Annotated in this window: 11 protein-coding genes and 2 pseudogenes; 4 read left to right on the top strand and 9 right to left on the bottom strand. The window is 61.5% G+C overall.

The window, feature by feature from the left end; translation table 11 throughout:
• Nucleotides 1-126: 126 nt before the first annotated feature.
• A pseudogene (locus ACSFCA_RS36155) lies at nucleotides 127-6,120 on the bottom strand (beta strand repeat-containing protein); the annotation flags it as partial.
• A 69-nt stretch (nucleotides 6,121-6,189) separates the two neighbouring features.
• Entirely contained in the window at nucleotides 6,190-6,441 is a 252-nt protein-coding gene (locus ACSFCA_RS36160) for a hypothetical protein (protein WP_435462948.1), read from the bottom strand.
• 399 nt (nucleotides 6,442-6,840) lie between these two features.
• Between ACSFCA_RS36160 and ACSFCA_RS36165 the strand changes: the two genes are divergently transcribed.
• Complete coding sequence (locus ACSFCA_RS36165; RefSeq protein ID WP_435462958.1) at nucleotides 6,841-7,020, top strand: helix-turn-helix transcriptional regulator; 180 nt, start codon at nucleotides 6,841-6,843, stop codon at nucleotides 7,018-7,020.
• A gap of 378 nt (nucleotides 7,021-7,398) precedes the next feature.
• Here the strand turns inward: ACSFCA_RS36165 and ACSFCA_RS36170 are convergent, their stop codons facing one another.
• From ACSFCA_RS36170 to ACSFCA_RS36180, 3 genes and pseudogenes are all read right to left on the bottom strand, one after another.
• On the bottom strand, nucleotides 7,399-7,995 hold the full coding sequence (locus ACSFCA_RS36170) for a hypothetical protein (protein WP_435462949.1): 597 nt from the start codon (nucleotides 7,993-7,995) through the stop codon (nucleotides 7,399-7,401).
• Between the two features lie 6 nt (nucleotides 7,996-8,001).
• The gene (locus ACSFCA_RS36175; protein WP_435462950.1) at nucleotides 8,002-9,915 is read right to left on the bottom strand and encodes a hypothetical protein; all 1,914 of its coding nucleotides are present in this window, start codon (nucleotides 9,913-9,915) and stop codon (nucleotides 8,002-8,004) included.
• Between the two features lie 1,091 nt (nucleotides 9,916-11,006).
• Nucleotides 11,007-11,688, bottom strand: a pseudogene (locus ACSFCA_RS36180) (IS3 family transposase); the annotation flags it as partial.
• A gap of 178 nt (nucleotides 11,689-11,866) precedes the next feature.
• On the opposite strand from ACSFCA_RS36180, the gene ACSFCA_RS36185 reads away from it, so the two are divergent.
• Nucleotides 11,867-12,076: a hypothetical protein gene (locus ACSFCA_RS36185; protein WP_435477487.1), complete on the top strand. Its 210-nt coding sequence runs from the start codon at nucleotides 11,867-11,869 to the stop codon at nucleotides 12,074-12,076.
• A 433-nt stretch (nucleotides 12,077-12,509) separates the two neighbouring features.
• Here ACSFCA_RS36185 and ACSFCA_RS36190 read toward each other — a convergent pair whose 3' ends face one another.
• On the bottom strand, nucleotides 12,510-13,271 hold the full coding sequence (locus ACSFCA_RS36190; protein ID WP_435462952.1) for a hypothetical protein: 762 nt from the start codon (nucleotides 13,269-13,271) through the stop codon (nucleotides 12,510-12,512).
• Nucleotides 13,272-13,366: 95 nt separating this feature from the next.
• On the bottom strand, nucleotides 13,367-14,653 hold the full coding sequence (gene hemA, locus ACSFCA_RS36195) for a glutamyl-tRNA reductase (protein WP_435462953.1): 1,287 nt from the start codon (nucleotides 14,651-14,653) through the stop codon (nucleotides 13,367-13,369).
• A 606-nt stretch (nucleotides 14,654-15,259) separates the two neighbouring features.
• Here hemA and ACSFCA_RS36200 point away from each other — a divergent pair.
• Entirely contained in the window at nucleotides 15,260-16,507 is a 1,248-nt protein-coding gene (locus tag ACSFCA_RS36200; protein ID WP_435462954.1) for a porin, read from the top strand.
• Between the two features lie 515 nt (nucleotides 16,508-17,022).
• Nucleotides 17,023-18,066 carry a LysR family transcriptional regulator gene (locus ACSFCA_RS36205; RefSeq protein WP_435462955.1) on the top strand — a complete coding sequence of 348 codons (1,044 nt, stop codon included), beginning with the start codon at nucleotides 17,023-17,025 and terminating at the stop codon, nucleotides 18,064-18,066.
• Between the two features lie 223 nt (nucleotides 18,067-18,289).
• Here ACSFCA_RS36205 and ACSFCA_RS36210 read toward each other — a convergent pair whose 3' ends face one another.
• Together ACSFCA_RS36210 and ACSFCA_RS36215 are read right to left on the bottom strand one after the other, a co-directional pair.
• Nucleotides 18,290-20,161, bottom strand: a complete 1,872-nt coding sequence (locus ACSFCA_RS36210) for an ABCB family ABC transporter ATP-binding protein/permease (protein ID WP_435462956.1) — start codon at nucleotides 20,159-20,161, stop codon at nucleotides 18,290-18,292.
• A gap of 261 nt (nucleotides 20,162-20,422) precedes the next feature.
• On the bottom strand, nucleotides 20,423-22,699 hold a 2,277-nt coding region (locus tag ACSFCA_RS36215; RefSeq protein WP_435462957.1), incomplete at its 5' end, for an amino acid adenylation domain-containing protein.

Raw genomic sequence — 22,699 nt, forward strand, 5'->3', positions numbered from 1 at the left:
CCACCGTTCACTGCGATGGCCGCGCATGGCGCGTGGCGTTCGCTCTGCTTCAGAACGTCACCGACATCACGCCCTAAACCATCCAGCCGTCAACAACGGCCTCGAGCGGACTATTACATTGTTACTGAGGATCGCGCCGATGAGATTGACATCGTGCCCAGCCGAGGCCAGAAGGACGCCGCCTGGATTGCTGACGTAGAGACCGGCCACGCGGTCGATGGCGGTGTCGGTGCCGCGAGACCGCGTGGTGGACTGTACGTTGATGTCGCCACCGGCTGTCAGGACGGCGGCGTCCTTGGCCGTGATGCTGGCACCGATGTTGTTGATGTTGCGGCTCGCACCGATATTGACACTGCCCCCCGCAATCCGACCGCCATCGAGGTTGTTGACGTTGTCGGCGGTGATGGACACCAGAGAGCGGCCTGCGATGGTGCCCTTGTTTGTCACATCGCCAGTGCTCTTGATGACGGTGGCATCCGCACTAAGCAGCGCTCCCGAGCCGTCGATGTCGCCCGGCTGCACCCGCACATACACTTGCGGCACAAGCACCTGCTGTGTTGTTCCGTCAGGCAGGGTGACGGTCTGCTCGACCAGCCAGACGATGTCGCTCGTGAGTTGCGCCATCTGCGCAGCAGTCAACGCTACACCGGGACGGAGCCCGTACTGTTTCGCAAAGGTCACGCCCGCATCCATCAGTGCGGCGTATTGGGCCTCGTCGTTGTTGAACCCATCCAGATAACGATAGCCGGTCAGGCGTGCAACCTGCTCGCGGATGAGTTGCTGCTCGTAGAAACCATCGCCCAGGCGCTTGAGGGTGTTGTTCGGGTCGCCCCCGAAACTGTTGAGCAGATAGTCGCTGCTGAGCCAGTTGCGATAGTTCGCAAACCGTGGGTCGGTCTCGATCAGGTAGCTGCCACCGGCCTGCATACGGAACAGGCTCGCCTGGGGCACGTTCAGGTTCGGCGTGCTGGTGCGCACCACCGTCGGAACGGTCCGGGTGTTTCCAGCATTCGCTCCCCCAGATGTGCCGGCCCCTGTGCCATCAGTGCCAACGACCGTGCCTACACTGGCCGCCACCTCCACGATGACGCCCGCGCCAGGACCGCCGCTTGCACTACCGGCCCCACCACCGGCCGCGCTGCCGGATCCCTTGGCCGCGCTGCCGGCGTTGTAGCCTGTGGTCGCGTTGAGGTTCTGCTGGTACTTGTAGGCGCCCAATGCGATGCTCTGTGGGGGGAGTACCAGAGGAATGTTGACGGCCTGCACCTGGCCCTGGTTGTTGACCACGCTCGCCAGGCCCGACACATTGACCGAGCCTGTCAGCTGGCTGGACTGGTAGTCGCTGGCGTTGATCGTCCCGCCTGCGATCACCTGGCTGTCCTGGTTGTACAGGCGGCCGTTGACCGTCATGTTGCCGCCTGCGACAAGATGTGCGGGATCGGCATTGATGGCCGTGTCGGTGACCGTTGTGATGTTGTTGGTCCAGACACCGTAGCCGCCCATGCCGACCAACTCGCCCGTATCCTTGCGGTAGACAAACCCGTTGACCGGATCGAGGTTGACTTCGTCCATCGTGTACTGCGTAGTCCGTCCCACACCGCTGCCAACGGGTGTGACAGGCGCTATGCCCACGACGACGCTTGAGACCGAAGTGGGCGTGCCCAACTGGATGTGCACGTCGCGGTTGTTGACGTTGGCCATCGAGATGTTCATATCGCCCAGCGACTGGATGTCTGCGCTCAGATTGCTGAGCACGGAGCCCTGGCCTGTCGCTTGGCGGTTGGCATCTAGCGTTCCGCCGATGTACATGCTGCCGCTGCTGAAGATCAACGCATGCTCGCGGTTCGTGAGATTGCCCGCACCGATGTCCAGGTCACCACGCGACGCGATGGTGGCCGCCGTTGTCGTGCTACCCACGGTTTCGGCTTCGTTCACCAGCGTCCCGGCGCTGATCGAAATGGCATTGCCGTAGATGCGGCCTGTTCCGATGTTGTTCAGCGTTCCCGCGTTGACCTGCGTGTTGCCCTGGCTGTCGATCAGCCCGCGATTGTTCAGGGTGCCCGCATTGACGGCAGTGTTCGTTCCCGACATCTCGCCCGCGGCGGTGTTATCGACCACGTTGCCGTTCACCGTCAGGGTATTGCCCGCAAGCAGCTTGGCGTTGTTGGTCAGGTTGCCGGTGGTGCCATAGGTCAGATTGCCGCTGACGCTGACATCGCGGTTGTTGACGATGTCCTGCGTGAGCGCGACGGACAAGTCCTTGCCAGTCGTGAAGCTCCCGTCGTTGCTGAATTTGGCGGCGTCGATCTGGAGACTGTTCGTCGCCGTCAAGGTGCCACTGGTGTTGACCAGGTTGAGCGTCTTTGCACCCGGATTCCCTGCGTTCGGATCGACGATCTTGAGGGTATCGCCCGCAGACAGGAGACCGCCCGTGGAGTTGTCCACGGTGCCGCCGCTGGTCACCGTGAGATTCTGTGCAGCGCGAATGGCTCCTGTCTTGTTCCCAAGGCCTCCTGCACTGATCGTGACGTTCGTGCCCTCGATGCCCTGGTTCGTGCCGCTGGTGTCGGCGTTGCCGACGGTCGAGGCATTCAGCGTCGTGGTGTCGCTGGAACGCAGCAGACCACCCGCATTCAGGAGCGCGCCGGCATTGACCGTCAGGGCTCCGACCGCCTGGGTCTCGCCACCGCTGTTGTCGTAGCTCGCGCCGCTGGTGTTGATCGTCACCGCGGCCTGTCCAATGACCTTTCCGCCGATGTTGTTGGAGAAGCCCTGCGCACCGTTTGTCGTGGCGGTGAGCGCCCCCTTGGCGCCGATGAATCCCGCGTTGTTGTTCACGGAACCTGCCGTGAGCGTCAACGTATTGGCGCTCATGATGCCACCCTTGCCGTTGGTGTAGCCGGCCGCCTTGGTGTTGGTGAGCGCCTGGTTGTTGGTATCGATGGCCATCGCAGTTCCAGACTGGATGAGGCCGGTGTCGTTGTTCAGCGCGCCGGACTTCACGTCGACGGTGGTGGTCGCGGCGATGGTCCCCTTGGCGCTGTTGTCCAGCGCTCCCCCATGGGTGTCGATGCTCAGGCTGTTGCCGAAGACCTTGCCGCCTGCACTGCTCAGGCCGCCATTGCTCAACGTCGCGGTACCGCCGGCTTGCAAGGTGCCGCCGGTGTTGGTGATGGCGCCCGTGGTCGTCACGGCCAGATTGCCGCTGACGGCTGCGGTCGTGCCGGCGCTGTTGTCCAGGCTGGCGGCGGTGACCGTGGTGTTGCCATCGGCGGCCAACGTACCGCCTGCGTTCGTGGCCCCACCTGCGATGGTTGCATTCAGGTTGCCTGCGTCGTTCTTGAGGCTGCCGGCCTGGACGATGGCATTGCCACCCGCCAGGATCTGGCCTGCCGCGGAGTTGTCGAGGGAATTCGTGACGGTGAGGTTCAGGTCGGAGCTGCCGGCTGCTTGCAGCTTGCCGCCCTGGTTGGCCATGGAGCCCGCGCTGGCCGTGATGACGCCATTGCTCGCGATGGTTCCCCCATTGTTGGAAAGGGCGCCGCCGACATTGAGCGTTGTGGTTCCGGTGCCTGCCTGGACGATGCTGCCGCCGTTGCGATTGCTCAGCGAGCCGGCCGCGATGTCGATTTGTTTTGCAAAGGTGGTACCGGTGTCCTGGTTGAACGCACCGGACAGGTTGACGGTCAATGCACCGTTGCCGGTGAGCTTACCGTTCGCACCGTTGAAGTTGCCGCCGGTGATGGTCAGCGTACCGGCGCCGGCATGTTCGATCTTGCCGCTAATGTTCGTGATGGATGTGGCTTGGAGCGTCAGGTCCTGGCCGTTCGTGGCGATGTGGCTGTTTGAGTTGTCGATGCTGCCGCTGACGGCAAGAATGGTCGCGCCGCTGCCGGTCTGCACGATCTCGCCGCCGTTGGTGTTGGCGATGTTCGAGGCGTTGATCTGCAACTGAGCGGCATTGAGCTGGCCAGCGTTGTTGATCAGTGTTTGGCTGGGCTGCGCATTGGCCGTGATAGCGAGTGCGCCTGGGGTAGCGACAGTTGCGCCGCTGGTGGTTACGTCACCCTGAGTGGCAGTGATCGTGATGTTGGCCGCGCCGGTCTGGCTGCCGGAGAGGTCGACGGAAGCCCCCTTGAACGTGGCGTTCCCGCCTGCGACGTTGGTGCCGGTGGAAGTCAGCGTCTGCGTGGCCGTGACGCTCATGTCACCGGTGCTTTGCAGGTTGCCTCCTGCTCCGTCAAGGCTGCCGGTCTGGATCGCAAGCGTCCCGCTGCTGGCGATATGGCCAGCGGTGTTCAGGAGTTGCTGCCCCATGGCGAGCTGGACGTTGCCGCTCGCCGAGGAAATGGTCCCCTGTCTATTGTTCAGGGATTGGCCCGAGACACTGAGGTTCTGGTTCGAGGTCAGTGTGCCCGAGGTGTTCTGGATCGCCCCGGCGATGTTGGCGGTCAATGTGCCAGTGGCAGAGACAGTGCCACGCGTGTTGTCGGCATTGCCGCCGACTGTCAGATGGACATCGCTGTCGCTGGTGAGCTTGCCGTCGACATTGAGCAGATCGCCGGTGGCGGTGATGCTCAAGCTGCCCGCATTGAGCTTGCCTCCAGTGTTGTCGAACGTGCCGACGTTCGCGCCGAAGCTCTGGCTGACATTGAGCGTGCCGCCCGCATTGCTGAAGTTCGGACCGCTCACCGCCATCGTCGCAACATTGAGCGAGCCGCCTGCATTGTTGATCTGCGGCGTGTTGAGCGTGATGGGGCCACCCGCGTAGATCTTGCCGCCATCGTTGGAGATGGTGCCACCGGCAGTGATGACGCCCGGCGCGGGTGGTGTATACGTGGTGGAGCCAGACGTGCCACCGCTGTTGGTGCCGCCAGTGTCCGTGGTCGACGGCGTCGCAGAGGTGCCGCCGCTGCTGCTTGGCGTTGAGGTCCCAGGGGTTGCAGTTTCACCGCCGCTTGTACCGGCACTCACGGGCTCGGCGCCGATCACTCCGCCGTTCGTGTTGCTCAGGACCGGCGAGGCGATGGTCAATCCTGCCGAACTGGCCTGACGGATCGTGCCGCCATGGTTGGTGATATCGCCCGGGGTGGTCAGTTCGACGCGTTGGCCTTCCAGCGTGCCGATGTTCTCAAGACGGCCTGCTGCCGTAACGACAAGCCCCCCGGCACCGGCGCCGATGCTGCCGGCGTTGCGTACGCCCAGACCGGCTTCGCTCCCGATCAAGACGATCTTGTTTGCGTACATGCCACCCAAGGCAGCAACGTCGAGTGCAAAGGTCGGTGCAGTGCCCGTGCCCGTCGTGGGCGTGATCTGGCTATGGTCGGCGCTGATCTGATTTGCACCAGTCACCACCTTGAGTTCGCTGGCCCAGATGCTCGCGTTGGCTTGCACCGCACGCGCGAGGATGGCGGCGTAGTCGGTCTTGCTGGCATCGAGGCCCGCGCCATCGATGGTGACGGTGCCGCCGCGCACAAGGAAGCTGTCGAGCCCCCCGATCGCGTTGAACTGCGGCGTGCCTGTGGTGAGCGTAGCGCGGCTCGCGTTGATGAAGCCTCCGCCGTCCACGCTGATGCCAGCCGGATTCGCGATCACTACTTCCGCGCGCTGGCCGCCGACCTCGATGTAACCACGAAGCTGGCTGGGCGTTCCGCCGTTGACTTCGTTGAGGATGATGCGCGCGGGGCCCGAGGCCAGGTTGGGGTTGCCCTGTACGAAGCCGCCGAGTTGCGTCTGCACGGCGGTTCTGCTGTTGTTCAGGATCGCACCGTTGGTCCCGACGTTGAAGGCGTTGTAGACGTTGCGCGAGACGCCCGCAGCGCTCGGGGTCTGCACATTGATGAGCGGGACGCCGTTGGGCGCAACCAGGACCGTGGGGCGAAGATTGCCTGGGACGTTCGGCGCGCCGACGATCTGGGCATGTGCCGATGGTGTGGCCAGCATGCCTGCCAACGCAGCACCGATCAGTACGGAAGTCAGTGCTGCAGCCCCAGCGGGTGCAATACCCGTGGCCGTCGTCGCTTTGTTCGATGCCTTGCCCGTGCTCCTGGCCGTTTCCTGAACCACCATCCGCATGCCTCTGGCGACATTGAAGACGACGCGGTGCAACTGGCGATTCATGCCCTGAACTCCCTGAGAATTTTTTGAAGACTTGCGACGCTTTTGTATCTAAAAGCATCAATCCCATTATCAGGGTATGAAAGGCCTAACCATGGGGGTGTCGCGTGTCCGCCCTGCGCACAACGTCACGAATGGAACATCGGCAAATCTCAAGAATTCTTTATCTAATTCTTTGGTATTAATGGATTGTTGAAATAGAGATCCCCAGGAAAACGAGATTTCTCCGGCCAGTTCAAGAATCGGATTGTCTTGAAAAGCGGAACGTGTCTGTTCGCGGTGAGCGCTGCGCCACGCGCTATTCAATGCGAGCGGATGGGCCATGAGGTGGGGTGGGGGCGCGGCTGTGGCCTCATGGCGGTGTCGTCGTCTGAGCGTGGTGGTCACTGATGCCCAATGCCAGGGTTTTGCCCCCTGTAAGAGTTGCCAGTTGTCAGGGGCCGTGAGTCGTTGCACGCTCGACGCAGATCCATGCGGGGGACGGGTCTTGGGGGCACTGGATTGGGGCGCGACTGACGGATCGAGTCCAGATGGCAGTGCCGCTCTGGTTTCGGCGCCGTTATTGCTCTTGTCCGGGTTCTTCAAGTCAGAGATTCACCGTCGGTACGCAAGCCGCTGCTTGAAGGCTCAATTCAACTTCAAGGAGTTGTCATGCATTTCGAACCCCATGCCAATCACCGCCGTGCTGACCTTTCGAGCGCGGCAGGTCCCGAGTTCTTTCGCATGCCTGATGTGATTCGCATCACCGCATTGAGCCGCGCCACCTTGTATCGCAGGATTGCCGGGGGCAAGTTTCCACCTCCTGTGCATTTGGGCGGGCGCGCTTGCGGATGGCCGCGTGCAGCGCTTCAGCGCTGGGTCGATGATCCGGAGGGGTACTCAAATGCCTCACGGAATGGTTGATTTCAGTCGAGGCCCATTAATGGCGCAGTGGCGACTGCAGTGGGGCGCAAAAGCAGCCCTTGGGACTATCGAGATGGGTGTCCGCCACTGGTTGCGGTCTTTCATCCGATCAGAGCGTCGCGACTGCTTCGTGTCCGATTGCGGACGATGTCTTGCCAAATATTCCGCGAAACCCATTAGAGACTGATTGCCGTCCCTAAGGCACCTTGAGTCGAGCGACAGTCACATCGGCAGCAGTCGTTTGTGCTGATGCTGTGCGGTAGTTGTCGATGTCCTCAATCTTGAGGAGAGCGGCGGTTGGCGCCGATTCGCAACCGTTGCGCGAATGAAGCCGCGCGGTAGATGGCCTTGGCCTAGCCACACCAGGTCCGCGAATCTCTACTTGTTGGCCGCCTTCATTTTGGCGATGTAGTCCGCAGGAAGGTCTGTGGCGGAGCGCGCGGGCACCCTGAGTCCGGCTGGCTCCAGCGCCTTGGCCACGCGCATGGCGTAGTCAACGCAATCGTTGTCGTTCAAGGCGTAGCTCTCGGCCGCAGCCGCCACGCCGTCTGGCAAGCCGATGGCCGTGAGGGTCGGTCGCGCCGCAGCCACCGCGCGCTCATAGGCCTCACGATCCACCTTGACGGTCAAACAAGCCTGCATCACGTCGGTGTAGCGCTCCTCAGCTTGCTTGCCAGCCACTGGCTTGCTTCCAAAGTACGTGAACACCGTGGGCGTCATGCCGGCGCCGGCCACGGTGTGACCGACCGATCGGAACGTTCTGCTAGCACCTGGCCGGGCCTCGGAGAATGTCACGAAGGTGTGCCCCGGAAAGTTGAATGGCGCCGCTCTGCTGGGCCGTGAGCAAAAGCCGATTTCCGTCTCGCCCGCGGAGTCGGTACGGGTGCGCAGATCCTTGTCGGCCGCGAGCGCGCCAGCGCTCGCGCACAGGGCCAGTGCCGACACCAGGCAGCGTGGGAGGTCGATGCATTTCATGGTCATTTAGCACCAGGGCAGGCAGATGCGTTTGCCGCCGATGCTGCCCACCTGTATGGGCTTGGGCACGAGCTGCTGCCGATTGTTGAAAACCGAATTGTTTCCACCCCAGAACTGTGACGGGTTCCGCACAAAGGAGTTGTTACCACCCCAGATCTGACCGGGATTGCGCACGAATGAGTTGTCTCCGCCCCAGATCTGGCCCGGGTTGCGCACGAAGGAGTTGTTGCCTCCAAGCAGCTGATCGGGGTTGTTGAACACCGAGTTGGGCCCACCGGCGATTTGCCCAAGGTTGCGCGCCACCCAACCGTCCTTGCCAACCAGGTCGTTGGAGTCGCCGAAGCAGCCTTTGCCGCCGATGCCATCGGTCATGCACTTCGTCAGTTCCCGCGCGGTCAGCCTGGAAGCCATGCATCCGGCCGCTGCGTAGGGCATGCCACCGGTTGAGACGACGCATTGCACGGCAATCTGCTGTTCCGGGTTGAGCTGCAGGTTGAAGAGGTTGGCGCCAGCGCAAGTGGCCATCCCGGTCACGTCGCCGCCGGACTGTGCGGCGCACTGCACGGCAATCTGCTGCTCCTTGCTTAGCTTGTTCCCCAAAAGCCTGTTGGCGGCGCAGCCGACAAACTTTGCCTCGTCACCGCCGGAGTTGGCCGCGCAGCCGAGCACCGCCTGCTGGTCCTGACTCAGGTTCTTGCCCAGCAATGCCCCGCCCGCGCAGCTCGCAAAGTCGTCGGTATCTCCGCCAGATTGCATCGCGCAGCGGGTAACGATGCGCTGATCGTCCGATAGCTTGATCCCAATATTCGGCGCGGCGCAGGTGGCAAAGCTGGCGGCGTCAGTGGCCGAGATTGCGCAGTCGAGCACCGCTTTCTGCCCTGCCTTCAGAAGCGGACCCGCGGCGCACTGCGCAAACGCGGCTGCGTCGCCGCCGCCGGTGGCGCAATTGAGGATCGCTTTCTCGTTCGGCCCAAGCGCCTTGGCTGCGAACGCCTGGCTGGCGCAACTTGCAAATGCGTCGGCATCCCCGTTGGATTTCATCGCGCAGCCAGCCAAAACTCGCTGGTCCTGCGAGAGCGTCACTCCCAGGGGGGCAGCCGCGCATTGAGCGAACGCCGGCGCGTTCATCGAGCTCACTGCACAGTCAAGGACCTCCTGCTGCTTGCGAGGCAGCACGATTTGCTGTCCGGCGCACCCCGCGAATGCTGCGACATCCAGGCCGACACGCTTTGCGCACTCCCTGGCGAGATCTTGCGGCGCTAATCTGGCGGAGACGCCAAACCCAGTAGGCACGCCCGTCATCCTGTCCAGGCTCGATTGCGCCACCAGGCCGCAGGGGGCCGGCCCCGCGGGGGTCGAACACAAGGGGCCGCCAACACCGGTGGCGCCGGTGGGCTGGGCGTTGCGCGGGTCTCCTGGTGTTGCTACGCCCGCTTGCTGCTGCATCAGATAGGCTTGAATGTCGGCGCACCGGCCTTCTCCAAGCGGCCCCATGCAGATGGGGCCCGCCATCGGATCGACGCGCACCGGCTGCATCGGAAACTGCTGTCCCGCCACCTGGCGGATCGCAATCCAGATCTTGATGTCCTGGCACGGCCCAGGTCCAAGCGGCCCGTTGCATGTCGGCCCCCACACTGGGCTCATGCCGATCATGGGGAGTTGGATCGTCGAAGCCACGGCCAGCACCAAAAGCGCATGCCGCACCACGTCACATGGCGCGGTCCCGCCATTGGGGTGCAGGCACATCTGCCCAAGGGTTGGATCGTTGCCGACCACGATGGGCTGGGGCGGAGCAGGAATCGGGACACCTGGCCCGCTGCCCAAAGGAAAGCCCTGAGGGATCGCTGAGCCCGAAAGGGCGAGCCAGAGCGTCAACGCGCCGGCAAGCCTTGTCACTGCTTTCGCCAAAATGGACAGCATGGTGTTTCCCTCCTCGCGGCCCGGGCAGCTGTTGAGAATCGCCCTTGGGCGCCGCGCACCCAGCATTGTCGCGGGCCTGTTTACTTTCGTCGTCCCACAAACAGAGGATGACATCAAGTGCCGCACGTGAGCAATAGACCCGCCGCGTGCCGTGACCAGAATCGCAAAGAGCCTCCTGGAGAAAGACGGTCAGGGTGGAAGCAGGAGGCGAAAAGACCCACATGGCCCAGCCACACCCTACGGACGAGTGCTCCGCTGGAGAGTTCGTCGACAAGTATTGGGTCTACAGCGGTAGTTCAAAGGCATGCGCCCGACGGACCGCTCCCGCTGCTGAGCGGATGGCAGCAACCGCCGATCAGATGACAGCTTACGAGTGAAAAGCGGCCACAGCTGGGAGGGTGTGTGGTCATCTTGCCGTAACCGGGATGCCTATAGCTGCCAGCGAGTTGTCTCCATCACCCCTTGCGTAGTTCGACTCAACTGGGTTGATGAGTTGATCACCGAGTCGCGCGATAATCTGACCAAGATCGGCTGAGTGCACATTTGTGTTGTGCCGGTCTAGATGGTCTGGTGTACCCGAAGGTGTACCCAGAGAACAGGAACAGAGAGCGAAAGCAAGCACTGGCGCGAGTTGCGGAGGATTTTTCGATTCCGCCCCAGCTTCGAGCGAGTCTGCAAATGGTGGTGTGCCACCTGAAATCAACGACTTAGCCAACCGCGCGAAGGTTTGCGGTTCGATTCCGGAATGTCATTGACGCGCAATGGCCGGCTCTCGACGGTGGGACCTGTGCAGTCCTGCCTCTAAGCATCTTCGGCTGCGATCTGAGTGGGGATGGCCCAGACGCCATGCACATCAGTAACCAGATACAGAGAGCACATCAAAGCTGTCGTTGCCCTCATCGGATCGAAGACCGCGGTGCGCCAGCCGTAAAGTAGCCATGCAGCATCCGTGCAAAGTCGCATGCATCTGTCACGACAGACGTTACGAAGCGAAGTAGCTCATCGGCGGCACCTTTTCGGTACATCAGCGTATAGGGAATGCGGGGTATCGCCGGCGTAGTCGGGGGTGCGGATAAAAACTTGGACTGGTTTTATGCCGTAAGTCCGAGTCGCTCTCGGTACTCGATAGGGCTCAGAGAGCCGAGATAGATCTTGATCCGTTTCTCGTTGTGCCAGCGGATGTAGGAATGAACTTCTTTGATGAACTGCTCGACCGTGGCGCCCCTCCAGTCTCGAGGGTAGAACAGTTCCGTTTTCAGCTGACCGAAGAAGCCTTCGCATGCAGCATTATCAGGCGAGCAACCCTTGCGAGACATCGAGCGGATGAGCTTCGCGTCACCGATCCGCGATAGCCAGCCAGGCCAGCGATAGTGGGCACCACGATCAGAGTGAACGATGGGCCGGTGCGTTGCCGTCGGCCACGGTCTCGATGGCTGCATCCGGCATCGTGTTGACCAGCTCGGCAGCTGGATGCGCCCCAATAGACCAGCTGATGACCAGGCCATCGAAGCAGTCGATGGTGGGCGATAGGTACACCTTGCCGGCCGGGACCTGGAACTCGGTGATGTCGGTCAGCCATTTCTCGTTCGGGGCCGCTGCCTGGAGGTCCCGATTGATGAGGTTCTCGGGCGCTGGACTGATCTCACCCAGATAGGAGCCGTACCGACGCCGCTTCGGCGTGGCAACGGCCAAGCTCTCTTGTTTCATCAACCGCCGCACAACCTCCTTCGAGATCGTGACGCACTGTCTGGCCAGCGACGCCTGCAGTAGCCTGAGCGGTTGAAGATGAATGTGATGTTCAGGACTGGCGGGGCGAGACGGGCCGCAAGAGAGATCCGAGACATGCCCTGCAAGGCCTTGGTCCGATGCTCTGTCGGCGGCAGTTTCCTGGAACGATCTTTGCGTAAGAGTGCCGTACATTTGCGGCACAAGAGGCTTTGGCGAAGTGACTATGAAACGACTGAAGGATGAGACCGTGACCATCCGCACGTCCGCGGACATCAAGCAACTGCTGAGGCTTGCGGCAGCAAGAGAGCATCGCTCCGTGGCTTCCACGGTTGAAATGCTGGTCCGAGCCTACGCACAAGAGCATCGCTTGGTGGCATCGTCCAACACACTCAGCGCCGCTGGTGATCGGGCAAATGGTGCTGGTATTGATTGATGAACGGCTTGCCGGCCAACAGATGAATTGGCTCTTGGTGTACCTGCTGACGCCTCGAGACTTTTCCTGAGGCTTGCGATCAATCCCGATAGTGACAGGCTGGAGGGCGAAGAGGATGAGTTCCGGCGCCGAGAGCATCAAACCCTCTGATTCCAGGCCGCATCTCACGGATCACCCAGACCAAGGGCAACGGGTTACCGAAGTGCACGCTGGGGCGGCCCCGAAACTCAAAACCTCACAGAGCCATTGCGGTCGAGCCGCATCAATGAACGCCAGGCGTGGGGCGCGGACGGCAGGACAGTTGGTTCTTGGAGGGGAAAGAAAACGAGTCTTGCGCAAGCACGATCGGAACCAGGGGCTCTTCGTCATGTGCGGCGTTGGCTCGCGGTGACCCGATCCGTCAATGCACTGCGGCTCGTGCGCGAAAGCCTGATCAATTGCGGTCGGAATTCAGGCGCGAGAGCGCTGTCAACCAAGCCGCTGTGATTTCCCGGGCGCGCAAGCCTGGAGTCGCTCCGCCGCAGTCATCAATCACCAGGACGCGCAGGAGCCGACCCGCATACAGAATGGTAGTGACGGCGTTGATTTCGCAAAGCGTGGCGCTCGCGCCAGCCTCCGAGACCTTGGCGGATCGGTTCACGAGGAACGAAAAGCTCTCGAGCTTGGTCGGGACATCGAAGAAACCGGACAACTGTTGGCGGTAGTTTTCGCGCCGCAGGTCGCCCCCGCGTGCAGCAATGCTGGCATCCTGGGCTTGCAGCTCTTTTTGCGCGTCGCTGGATTTCGCTTGGAGATCACCCAATCTGGCTTGGGTCGCCCGGCGCAATTGCTGGAACTCCTGCACCGTGAATGGGCCGCTCGGGTGGGGCGGGTCCACGCTCACGGTGAGGTACGGGTAAAGGTCGGCGACCTTCCCCTCTCGGATCAGTGTCAACTTGTCCGTTGGCACGAAGCAGGTGACAAAGTTCGAGCTCTTGGGCGCCAAGGAAGCTGCACGCTCGGCGAGCGGCCGATTCTCTTCGCAGGCCGCAGGGAACGCGGCAAGCACGGGCAGTCGCACGGTCTGCGACCCCAATGACTTTTCGACAAAAGCGGAGTCGGCGGCGACTGCGGTGTTGATGGCCGTGGTCGCGAGCGTGGCACTCAAGATGAGCTTGAGCGCTGACATTGGGGAGAGGATGCGGGGAAGATGCATGGCGAAATGTAGATGGCGCAGGTCGGTTCGCCAAGGTGGCGGGCGGCGCCAGCGGAAGGCATTTCCCGCCCTGCAGGTCATCGGAGGGTTGTTGATCAATGGCCAGTGCCGCTGCGCTCTTTGCGCAGGAACAGGCGCGAGATCGTCTGCGCCGTCTGCTCGCGCGAAGCGGCATCGCCCGCGTGCAATTCGGCCATGGCGCCGTGCATCATCTTCTGCGTGAGCCCGCGCGACATGGCTTCGAGCACCGCATCGACCGATTCGCCCTTGGCCAGCAGCTTGCGCGCACGCGCCATTTCGGCGGCGCGCCACTCGTCGGCCTGCGCGTTGAGCTGCTGGATCAGCGGCACCGTGCCGCGCTGGCCCAGCCAGTGCATGAAGCTCTGCACGCCGGCATCGATGATCACTTCGGCCTGTGCCACCGCGGCCTGGCGGTTGGCCTGGCCCTGTTGCACGACCTGGGCGAGGTCGTCGACGGTATACAGATAGATGTCTTCGAGCGCCTTCACTTCGGGCTCGATGTCGCGCGGCACGGCCAGGTCGACCATGAACATCGGGCGGTGCTTGCGCGCCTTGAGCGCACGCTCGACGGCGCCCAGGCCGATGATCGGCAGCGTGCTCGCGGTGCAGCTCACCACGATGTCGAACTCCGCGAGCCGCGAGGGAAGGTCGGCCAGCCGCATCGCCTCGCCGCCAAAGCGCGAGGCCAGCTTCTCGCCGCGTTCGAGCGTGCGGTTGGCAATGGCAATCGACTTTGGGTCCTTGGCCGCGAAGTGCGTGGCCGCGAGGTCGATCATTTCGCCCGCGCCAACGAACAGCACGCGCGTTTGATGCAAATCCTCGAAGAGCTGTCCGGCCAGCCGGACGGCAGCGGCGGCCATGCTGATGGAATGCGCGCCGATCTCGGTGGCGGTGCGGACCTCTTTGGCGACGGCAAAGGAGCGCTGGAACAGCTGGTTCAGCGTGCTGCCGAGCGCGCCGGCCGTCTCGGCTGCGCGCACGGCGTCCTTCATCTGGCCGAGGATCTGGGCTTCGCCGAGCACCATCGAATCGAGCCCGCTGGCCACGCGGAAGGCATGGCGCGCGGCTTCGTCGTCGTGCAGGGTGTAGGCATGCGAGCGCAGCAGGGCAGGGGCCACGCCGCCGCTGGCCGCCAGCCAGCCGAAGGTGTGGTCGAGCGCGGCGTGTTCCGAGGCGCAATAGATCTCGGTGCGGTTGCAGGTGGAGATGATCGCGGCCTCGACCTGGGGGTGGCGGCCGGAGGCAAAGGAACTGCGCAGGCTCTGCAGCGTGGGGGCGATCTGGTCGAGCGCGAACGCGAAACGACCGCGCAGATCGAGCGGCGCGGTCGTATGGTTCAAGCCGAGAGCCCAGACTGTCATGTATGTGAGTGTTGAAATCGGCAGCGCAGGCACTTGCGCCCATGCACGACCTGTCGCAATCCGGCTTCCCCGGCACTCGTGTGGTGCGTGACTATATGTAGTGAAAACCCGGGTGTCCACCTGCCACCTGGTTCGCTGCCAAGGGCCGGTCCGCGGCGACGGGTGGATGTCGGTGGCAATGCCCTTGCTCTTCTGTGAGAGGGCGGTGCGGGGCGGCCGTGTCGCTCAGCGAGATTGCACCACCGATTCGGGACTGCCTTGGGCGTGAAGCGGCGGGGTAGCGGACTCCAAATCTGGCTCTGGCGCGCTTTCATGCTTGTTGAGGCATGGTGCTCCGTCGGTGTCTTTTCACTATGCGGAAGTAATGGTGTTTGGGCACTGGCGGCCAACGGATTCGTGCGGATTGGGTTTGTAGTTTCAGCACAACGGAACGGACCTTCGCTCCGGTTTTCGGGCGAATTGTTTTGCCCTACCGCAGCGGCTCTGGTGCAATAGCATCAACTTCCCAAAAGGAGGTTGGCCCGGGGTCCGGTGGGAGCACAAAAGTGCCAGTCACGGTGAGCCCTTCGCACCGGAGCCCTATGTTTAACCTTGGAGAAACTTGCAATGAAAAAATCTCTGGTTGCTTTGGCTGCGCTGGCTGTCGCCGGTGTTGCCTCGGCTCAGTCGTCCGTCACGCTGTTTGGTGTGGTCGACGCGTCGATCAGCGGCTACTCGAGCACCTCGCGTGACCTGAACGGTGCCACGCTCGCGAATCCGTTCTATGTGAACCAAGGCAGCCGTAAGGTCAGCCGCACGGAACTGTCTAGCGGTAACTACAACTCCAGCCGTCTGGGCTTCCGTGGTACGGAAGACCTCGGTGGTGGCCTGGCAGCCAGCTTCTGGCTTGAAGCTCCGATCACCAACGATGACGGCCAAACTGGCGTTTCGACGTTCGCTCGTCGTTCGACCGTGAGCCTGTCGGGTGGTTTCGGTGAACTGCGCCTGGGTCGTGACTACACCGCCACGTTCTGGAACGACACCGTGTTCGATCCGTTCGGCACCAACGGCGTTGGCACCAACCTGATCTTCACGGCCAGCAATAGCCTGAATGCCTTCAACGGCACGGCTCCCACGGCGGTTCCTGGCGTGCCTAACGTCGGCACCAGCAACTACGTTCGCGCAAGCAACGTCGTTGGCTACTTCCTGCCGCCGAACCTGGGTGGTTTCTACGGTCAAGTGCAGTACGGCTTCGCAGAGAAGACCAAGTACAGCCCTGGTCTGTCTACGCCTGACGTCGCGAACAATTCGCGTCAAGGCCGTTACGTCGGTGGCCGTTTCGGCTACGCCAACGGTCCTCTGGACGTTGCACTGGCTTATGGCAGCAGCACCGTGGGTGATCAGTACTACGTCGGCACGACCACCAAGGTCAACACGCTGAACCTGGGCGCTTCGTATGACTTCGGTCCCGCGAAGCTGTTCGGTGAACTGTCGAAGGTCAAGAACAAGGTCGACTACGAAGTGACCCCGCTGGCTGGTGGCCGTCCCGACATCGATCTCACCGGCTACCTGCTCGGCGTGACCGTGCCGGTCGGCGCTGGCCTGATCCGCGCTTCCTGGTCGCACGTCAAGTACGACTACAACCAGCCGACCAACCCGTTCGTTCTGAACCCGGGTGATCCGAAGGCCAACAAGCTGGCTCTGGGCTACGTGCACAACCTGTCGAAGCGCACGGCTCTGTACGCAACGATCGCTCGTGTCAGCAACAAGAACACCGCAGCGCTGACTGTTGGCGGCCCCGCTTTCGTGACCACCGGTGGTTTCACCCCGAAGACCTCGACCGGCTACGACTTCGGTATCCGTCACGCTTTCTAATTTGACGCTGGCGTAAGCCAGCTTCGAATCAAAAGCTGAAAGCCACCCGGCGAAAGTCGGGTGGCTTTTTTGTTTCCGAGCACCTCGAAAAGAGGAACGAGTCCGGTCTTGGAGCCGTCATGGCGCGGGCGTTCGCCAGCTGTTATGCTGGGTTCGGATTTTTGGACAGCGAGTTGGTCGATTACCGCGATTCGATATCTCCAGTCTTCGACTTTCACCCCGCAGCTCGCTGCGAGATGGGCGGTGTTTCCTAAGAAATGGAACCACCGGACTTGCGTTTCGGATAGCGTTCAGGTCGACGGCTTTTCTGAGCTGCTGCCAGCTCTCTGAAAAGAGCCCGCGGGCGAATTCAGATGGACCAGCAACTGCGTGGAGCTGGATAAGGCACACTCCGGTGCGGGTGACACGGAGCGGCAGGCTTGCTGCTGCGCTCGACCGTGTCTGCGCCCAGGCACTTTGATCATCAGCAATTGGTCGATCAATCCCAAAAAACCACTCCCAGACCATAGCACAGCATGCAAGACGGTGAAGCGACAGCGCAGAACAAGGTGGATCTGCTCGATCTGAACGACCTCCGGATCTTTACCTACGTGGCGGTCCTCTACAGCTTCTCCGCCGCCGCGGACGAACTGGGCATCAGCAAATCGAGCGTCAGTCGCAGCATCGTGCGCCTGGAGACCCTGATGGGCATCCCACTGCTGAACCGGACCACACGCAAGGTCAAGCTCACCCGTGCCGGGAATGTGCTCAAGGACCGAGGCGTCGAAATCATGAAGCGCATCGGTGAGTCCATCGGCTACGTCGGTGATCTGGGCCTCGCGCCACAGGGGCAACTGACCGTCTGCATGGCAGCGGATGCAGGTTTGGAAGAGCAGGTGCAGCAGTCGGTACTGCCGCGCTTCCTTGAGCGATATGAAAGTGTGAGCGTCGTCCTTCGCTCCACGGCGCAGAAAGCCGAACTTCGCTCGGAGAACGTGGACATCGCCATTTCGAGCGGCCCCACGCACCCACCGGGATCTTCGAGGTTCGTCTCGCTGGCGCGCTGGCTTTGCGCATCTCCTGCCTATCTGGCGCGGCGAGGCATGGTTCAGACGCTGGATGACCTGGGCATGCACGACATCATTGCCACCAATGACAGGGAGACCCATTTCGCGCCTGGGTTGGGCAATCTGTTCGAGCTGGAGGTCTTCAAGGACGTACGTCCACGGCTCAACATCGACAACCTGGTGGGGGCGCGTCACCTGTCTGTTCAGGGGCTGGGCATCGTCTGCCTCCCCGAGCACATGTGCAGGGACCAGGTTCGCCAGGGGGAACTGGTGCGCCTGCTCCCGGACCTGGAAATTCGACCCCTGGATCTGAATGTCTTCTATCCAAGCAAGCGAAGCGCGGCGCCCGTCGTCAGAGCCTTTACCGAGTTGCTCCGAGCAAGCTTGAGTTCCACCGCTGCCTCCTCTGCCCTCGGCGCGTCAGCTCCACCGAACGTCGAAGTGGCACCTGATGACAGATTGACATCGCCCCTGCACATCACTTCGCCAAGCGAGGAGTCCAGCTCACCCTGAGCCTTTCGAGAAACCACGCTCGGGACTCATGGATGCCGTTAACGCCTTGCCTTGTAGTGGCGCGAGGGCCATCTCGCCGCCGCTGAGCAAGGGGCATCCACAGCTCGAAGTTGGCGGTATCGACGGTGTGCGGGATGGCGTGCTGCAGCACGCGCGGCGCGGCGGTGTCTGGCTGCCAGAGACTTCGGTGCTATCTCGAATGCTTTGATATCAATCGGGGCGATCAAAGGCTATGGAGGCCACTGGCCTTTTGCAACTCCCACATTTGCGCATAGAGCCCGCCCTGTGCAATCAGCTGGCTGTGAGGGCCTCGTTCCACGATACGGCCCCGGTCAAGAACCAAGATCTCGTGCGCCTCCACGACGGTCGACAGACGATGCGCGATCACCAGCGTTGTCTTGTCACGCAGCATCGTCATAAGTTCCGTTTGGATTGCGCGCTCATTGGCCGAATCCAAGGCCGATGTGGCTTCGTCGAATATCAGCAGCGGTGGATTCTTAAGCAGCGTGCGAGCGATGGCCAAGCGCTGCTTTTCCCCTCCCGATAGCTTGAGGCCGCGTTCCCCTACAACAGTTCCATAGCCATCGGGCGTGGCCATGACGAAGTCGTGGATGCGCGCCGCCTTGGCAGCGGCGACGATGTCCTCATGACTTGCGTCGGGGCGTCCGTAGCCAATGTTGTAGGCGACTGTGTCGTTGAACAGCACTGTGTCCTGCGGCACGATACCGATGTGCTGCCGAAGGCTCGACTGTGTCACCTCACGGATCTCCGAGCCTCCGATGAAAATGTGACCTGTTTGAATGTCGTAGAACCTGAACAGAAGTCTTGCCAACGTTGACTTTCCTGAGCCTGATGCGCCCACGACGGCGACGCTCCTGCCCGCTGGAATTTCAAAGCTGACGTTGTGCAAGATTGGCCGTCCTGAATCGTATGCAAAGCTGACGTCGCTGAAGCGCACGGCGACGTTACTTTCTTGGAGGTCCACGGCCCCAGGCGCATCCTTGACTTCTCGCACATGGCCCATCAATGCGAACATCCTGTGGAGATCAACCAAGCCCTGCTTTACCTCGCGATAAACTGCTCCCAAGAGGTTCAGGGGGACAAACAACTGAATCATGAAGGCATTGATCATCACAAGATCACCCAGTGTCAACTGGCCCGCGATGACGCCTGAAGCCGCACGCCAGAGGATGATCGTCATGCCGACGGCAATGAGCAATTCCTGTCCGCCATTGAGAGCGCTTAGTGTGAGTTGGTTCTTCAAGGCTGCCTTGCGGAACTGCTCCAGCCCGCCTGCATAGCGTTTCGCTTCGAGTGCTTCGTTGTTGAAGTACTTCACCGTTTCGTAATTAAGCAGCGCATCAATAGCATGGCTGTTTGTCGTCGAGTCGATCTCATTCATCATCCGGCGGAACTTGGCACGCCAATCCGTCACGAGCTTGGTAAAGATGATGTGCAGCAGCAGCGAGGTGGCGGCGACCAGAAAGAAGAATCCACCGAACTTGACTCCGATGATTGCCAGTACGAGCACCAATTCGATGGTCGTGGGCACCACGCTGTACAGAGACATCGCAATCAATGTGCGCACACCACGTGTTCCGCGCTCGATGTCGCGCGTCATCCCGCCGGTCCGCCTTTCAAGGTGAAAGCGCAGTGACAACGCATAGAGATGCTCGAAGACCTCCAGCGAGATGCTGCGTGCCGCGCCTTCTGTGGCCTTCGCAAACACGACTTCACGCAGTTCGTTGCACAGTGAAGTGGAGAATCGCAGAAGTCCGTAGGTCAGCAGCAAGGCCAAGGGGACGATGGTCAGGGCCTGCGCCATGTTGGGATTTGGTGCGATCTTGTCGACAAGAACCTTGAACAGGACTATCAGTCCGATGCTCGCAGTGCGCGACCCCACCATGAATGCGAGGGCGGCCGCCATGCGCCACTTGTATCTCCATAGATACGGCAACAGTCGGCGCAGGGTGTCCCATTCGGAATGCCGTCCTTTGGGTGAGTCTGCTGCCGTCAGGGAGGAGGGGGCGGCAGTACCCTTGCGCTGGCGAAGCAGCGCTGGCGGTCGCGTTAGATTTTTTGTAGAGGGCTGCATTCAATAGAGACAGAAGGTCAAAGGCTGTCGATATGCACCACACACTTCGACGTAGCCGCTATTTCAAGAAGATGGGAAATCTCTTGCGCGTGAAGTTTTTGCGTTCACACGGAACGATCGGCGTTGGCAGGCGATGAAATATTCATGGGCGTACGCCACGCGACCCAAATAAATCATTGCCCAAACCAAATTCCGAGAAAGGCAGCGGTCGGCCATTTATAAAATTCAACGGCGCACTCACGTTTGTTGGTGATATTGCCTTTATCGATTGGCCAACATTTTTTTGGATAGTGAGAGATTGATTATTTCTCCAATGCTTGCGATTGGTTCGGGGTTGAGCATTTCTTCATGTTCGCAGTCAATTTCGTGAGCGAAAATTTCACCTGCGATAAAAGATGACCATCTTTCTGTTTTGATTGGCTTGAGATTGCGGGCTGCAACGAAGAGTGTCACGTCGCTGTCGAGCTGTGGTGGACTGTATTTATGATGCAATACGGCATGGTGTTGCATTACACGCCAAAGCGTGTCGCTCTCGTTGGGACTATTTTCTTTCAAAATCCTCAATTCGGCTTCGAATTTTTCAATCGCTGGAGGCTCTTCTTCTGGCGGATGAGCGTCAAGCAGGAATATGTTATTCCCTTCGATTCCTTGCTTTGAAAGGTGATGTGCAGCCATGTAGGCAATATGTCCGCCGAAAGACCATCCAACTATGTTATATGGTCCTTTGGGTTGAATTTTCTTAATTTGATCTAAATAATCCTCTGCCATTTCCTCGACTGTTGATGGCATTTCTTCCAAAGAGGAGTAACCGCGCGATTGCAACCCATAGATTGGGAATTTTTTGTCGAGGTGACGAATGAGAGACGAGTATCCCCAACTCAAACCGCCGAGCGGATGGATGCAAAACACGGGCGAAGCTGTGCCAGTAGTCCGAATTGGAATTAAGCAGTCGAAGGAGTTCGCGCTAGTGCCCAGGCGCTGCGCGAGTTGAGCGACCGATGGAGCTTCGAAGAGTGCGCGGATGGGCAGCTCCACGCTCAGGGAGGAGCGCACGCGGCTGATGAGCTTGGTGGCCAGCAGGGAGTGGCCGCCCAGGTCGAAGAAGCTGTCGTCGATGCCTACCTGGGGCAGTCGCAGGACGTCTGCGAAGAGGGAGGCGAGGATCTCCTCCCGTGGGGTGCGTGGCGCGCGGATGCTGAGGGGCGTGAAGTCCGGCGCTGGCAGGGCTCGGCGATCGAGCTTGCCGTTGGGCGTGAGCGGCAAGGCTGGGAGCACGACGATGGCCGCGGGGACCATGTGGTCGGGCAAGGACTCGGACAGGGTGCGGCGCGCGGCTGCGGTGTCGATGGTCGAGTCTGCAGACTCCGGCACCACATAGCCCACGAGTTGCTTGTGCCCGGGGATGTCCTCGCGTGCGATGACGGTGGCCTGCGCGATGCTGGGCAGGCGAGCCAGTGCGGCCTCGATCTCGCCGGGCTCGATGCGAAAGCCTCGGATCTTGACCTGCTGGTCGGCGCGGCCGAGGAAGTCGAGCACGCCGTCTGAGCGCCACCGGGCGAGGTCGCCGGAGCGGTACATGCGCGAACCGGGAGCGCCGAAGGGGTTGGCGATGAAGCGCTCGGCGCTCAGGCCGGGGCGGCGCAGGTAGCCGCGCGCGAGGCCCGCGCCAGCGATGTAGAGCTCGCCGGGCACGCCCGCGGGCACGGGCTGCAGCGAGGCGTCCAGCACGTAGATCTGCGTGTTCCAGATCGGGCCGCCTATGGGGGCATGCATGCCCTCCGAATGAATTTCGCACACATGGCTGGTTGAATCGATCGTGGCTTCGCTCGGGCCGTAGAGGTTGACCAGCACCGCGTCGGGCACCTGGGCGCGAAAGCGATCCACCAAACTCTGCGACAGCGCTTCGCCGCCGCAGAAGACGCGCCGCAGCGGCGCGCATTCGGCCAGCGCTTCAGTCTCCACCAAGACCTCCAGCAGACTAGGTACGACCTGCAGGGTGTGGATGCGCTCGGAGCGCAGCACTTCACCTAGGTAGCGCGGGTCCCGATGACCTTCGGGCCGAGCCATGACCAGGCGAGCACCCACCATCAGCGGCGCATGAAATTCCCACACGGAAGCGTCAAAGCTGAACGGCGTCTTCTGCAGCACGGCGTCCTGCGGCCTCAACGCAAAGGCTTGTTGTATCCAGTGCATGTGGTTGACCGCGTTGCGGTGTTCCACTGTCACGCCCTTGGGTTTGCCGATGGAGCCCGATGTGTAGATGACGTATGCGGGGTTGGTGTGCAGCAGGGGAGCTGAGCGGTGGGCGTCAGTGGGGTCGGTGGCCGGGGCGTTGCCCAGGGCTTGGCCCAGTGTTGCGTCGTCCAGGCACAGGGTTGGCAGGGCCGGGGCCAGGGCCTGTGCGATGGCGGCGTTGGTGACCATGCACACGGGCGCTGCGTCCTGGAGCATGAATGCGATGCGCTCGGGCGGGTAGTCCACATCCAGGGGGAGGTAGGCGCCACCGGCCTTGAGGATGGCCAGCAGGCTGACGACCAA

Origin of the sequence: Variovorax multivorans (genome assembly GCF_051216835.1) — a bacterium.
Classification (GTDB): Bacteria; Pseudomonadota; Gammaproteobacteria; order Burkholderiales; family Burkholderiaceae_C; genus Variovorax.

What these genes read in the sequence shown, in the direction of transcription:
- ACSFCA_RS36160 (WP_435462948.1), bottom strand. Translation starts at nt 6,441, where the DNA reads ATGGCCCATCCGCTCGCATTGAATAGCGCGTGGCGCAGCGCTCACCGC.
- ACSFCA_RS36165 (WP_435462958.1), top strand. Translation starts at nt 6,841, where the DNA reads ATGCCTGATGTGATTCGCATCACCGCATTGAGCCGCGCCACCTTGTAT.
- ACSFCA_RS36170 (WP_435462949.1), bottom strand. Translation starts at nt 7,995, where the DNA reads ATGAAATGCATCGACCTCCCACGCTGCCTGGTGTCGGCACTGGCCCTG.
- ACSFCA_RS36175 (WP_435462950.1), bottom strand. Translation starts at nt 9,915, where the DNA reads ATGCTGTCCATTTTGGCGAAAGCAGTGACAAGGCTTGCCGGCGCGTTG.
- ACSFCA_RS36185 (WP_435477487.1), top strand. Translation starts at nt 11,867, where the DNA reads ATGAAACGACTGAAGGATGAGACCGTGACCATCCGCACGTCCGCGGAC.
- ACSFCA_RS36190 (WP_435462952.1), bottom strand. Translation starts at nt 13,271, where the DNA reads ATGCATCTTCCCCGCATCCTCTCCCCAATGTCAGCGCTCAAGCTCATC.
- hemA (WP_435462953.1), bottom strand. Translation starts at nt 14,653, where the DNA reads ATGACAGTCTGGGCTCTCGGCTTGAACCATACGACCGCGCCGCTCGAT.
- ACSFCA_RS36200 (WP_435462954.1), top strand. Translation starts at nt 15,260, where the DNA reads ATGAAAAAATCTCTGGTTGCTTTGGCTGCGCTGGCTGTCGCCGGTGTT.
- ACSFCA_RS36205 (WP_435462955.1), top strand. Translation starts at nt 17,023, where the DNA reads ATGCAAGACGGTGAAGCGACAGCGCAGAACAAGGTGGATCTGCTCGAT.
- ACSFCA_RS36210 (WP_435462956.1), bottom strand. Translation starts at nt 20,161, where the DNA reads ATGCAGCCCTCTACAAAAAATCTAACGCGACCGCCAGCGCTGCTTCGC.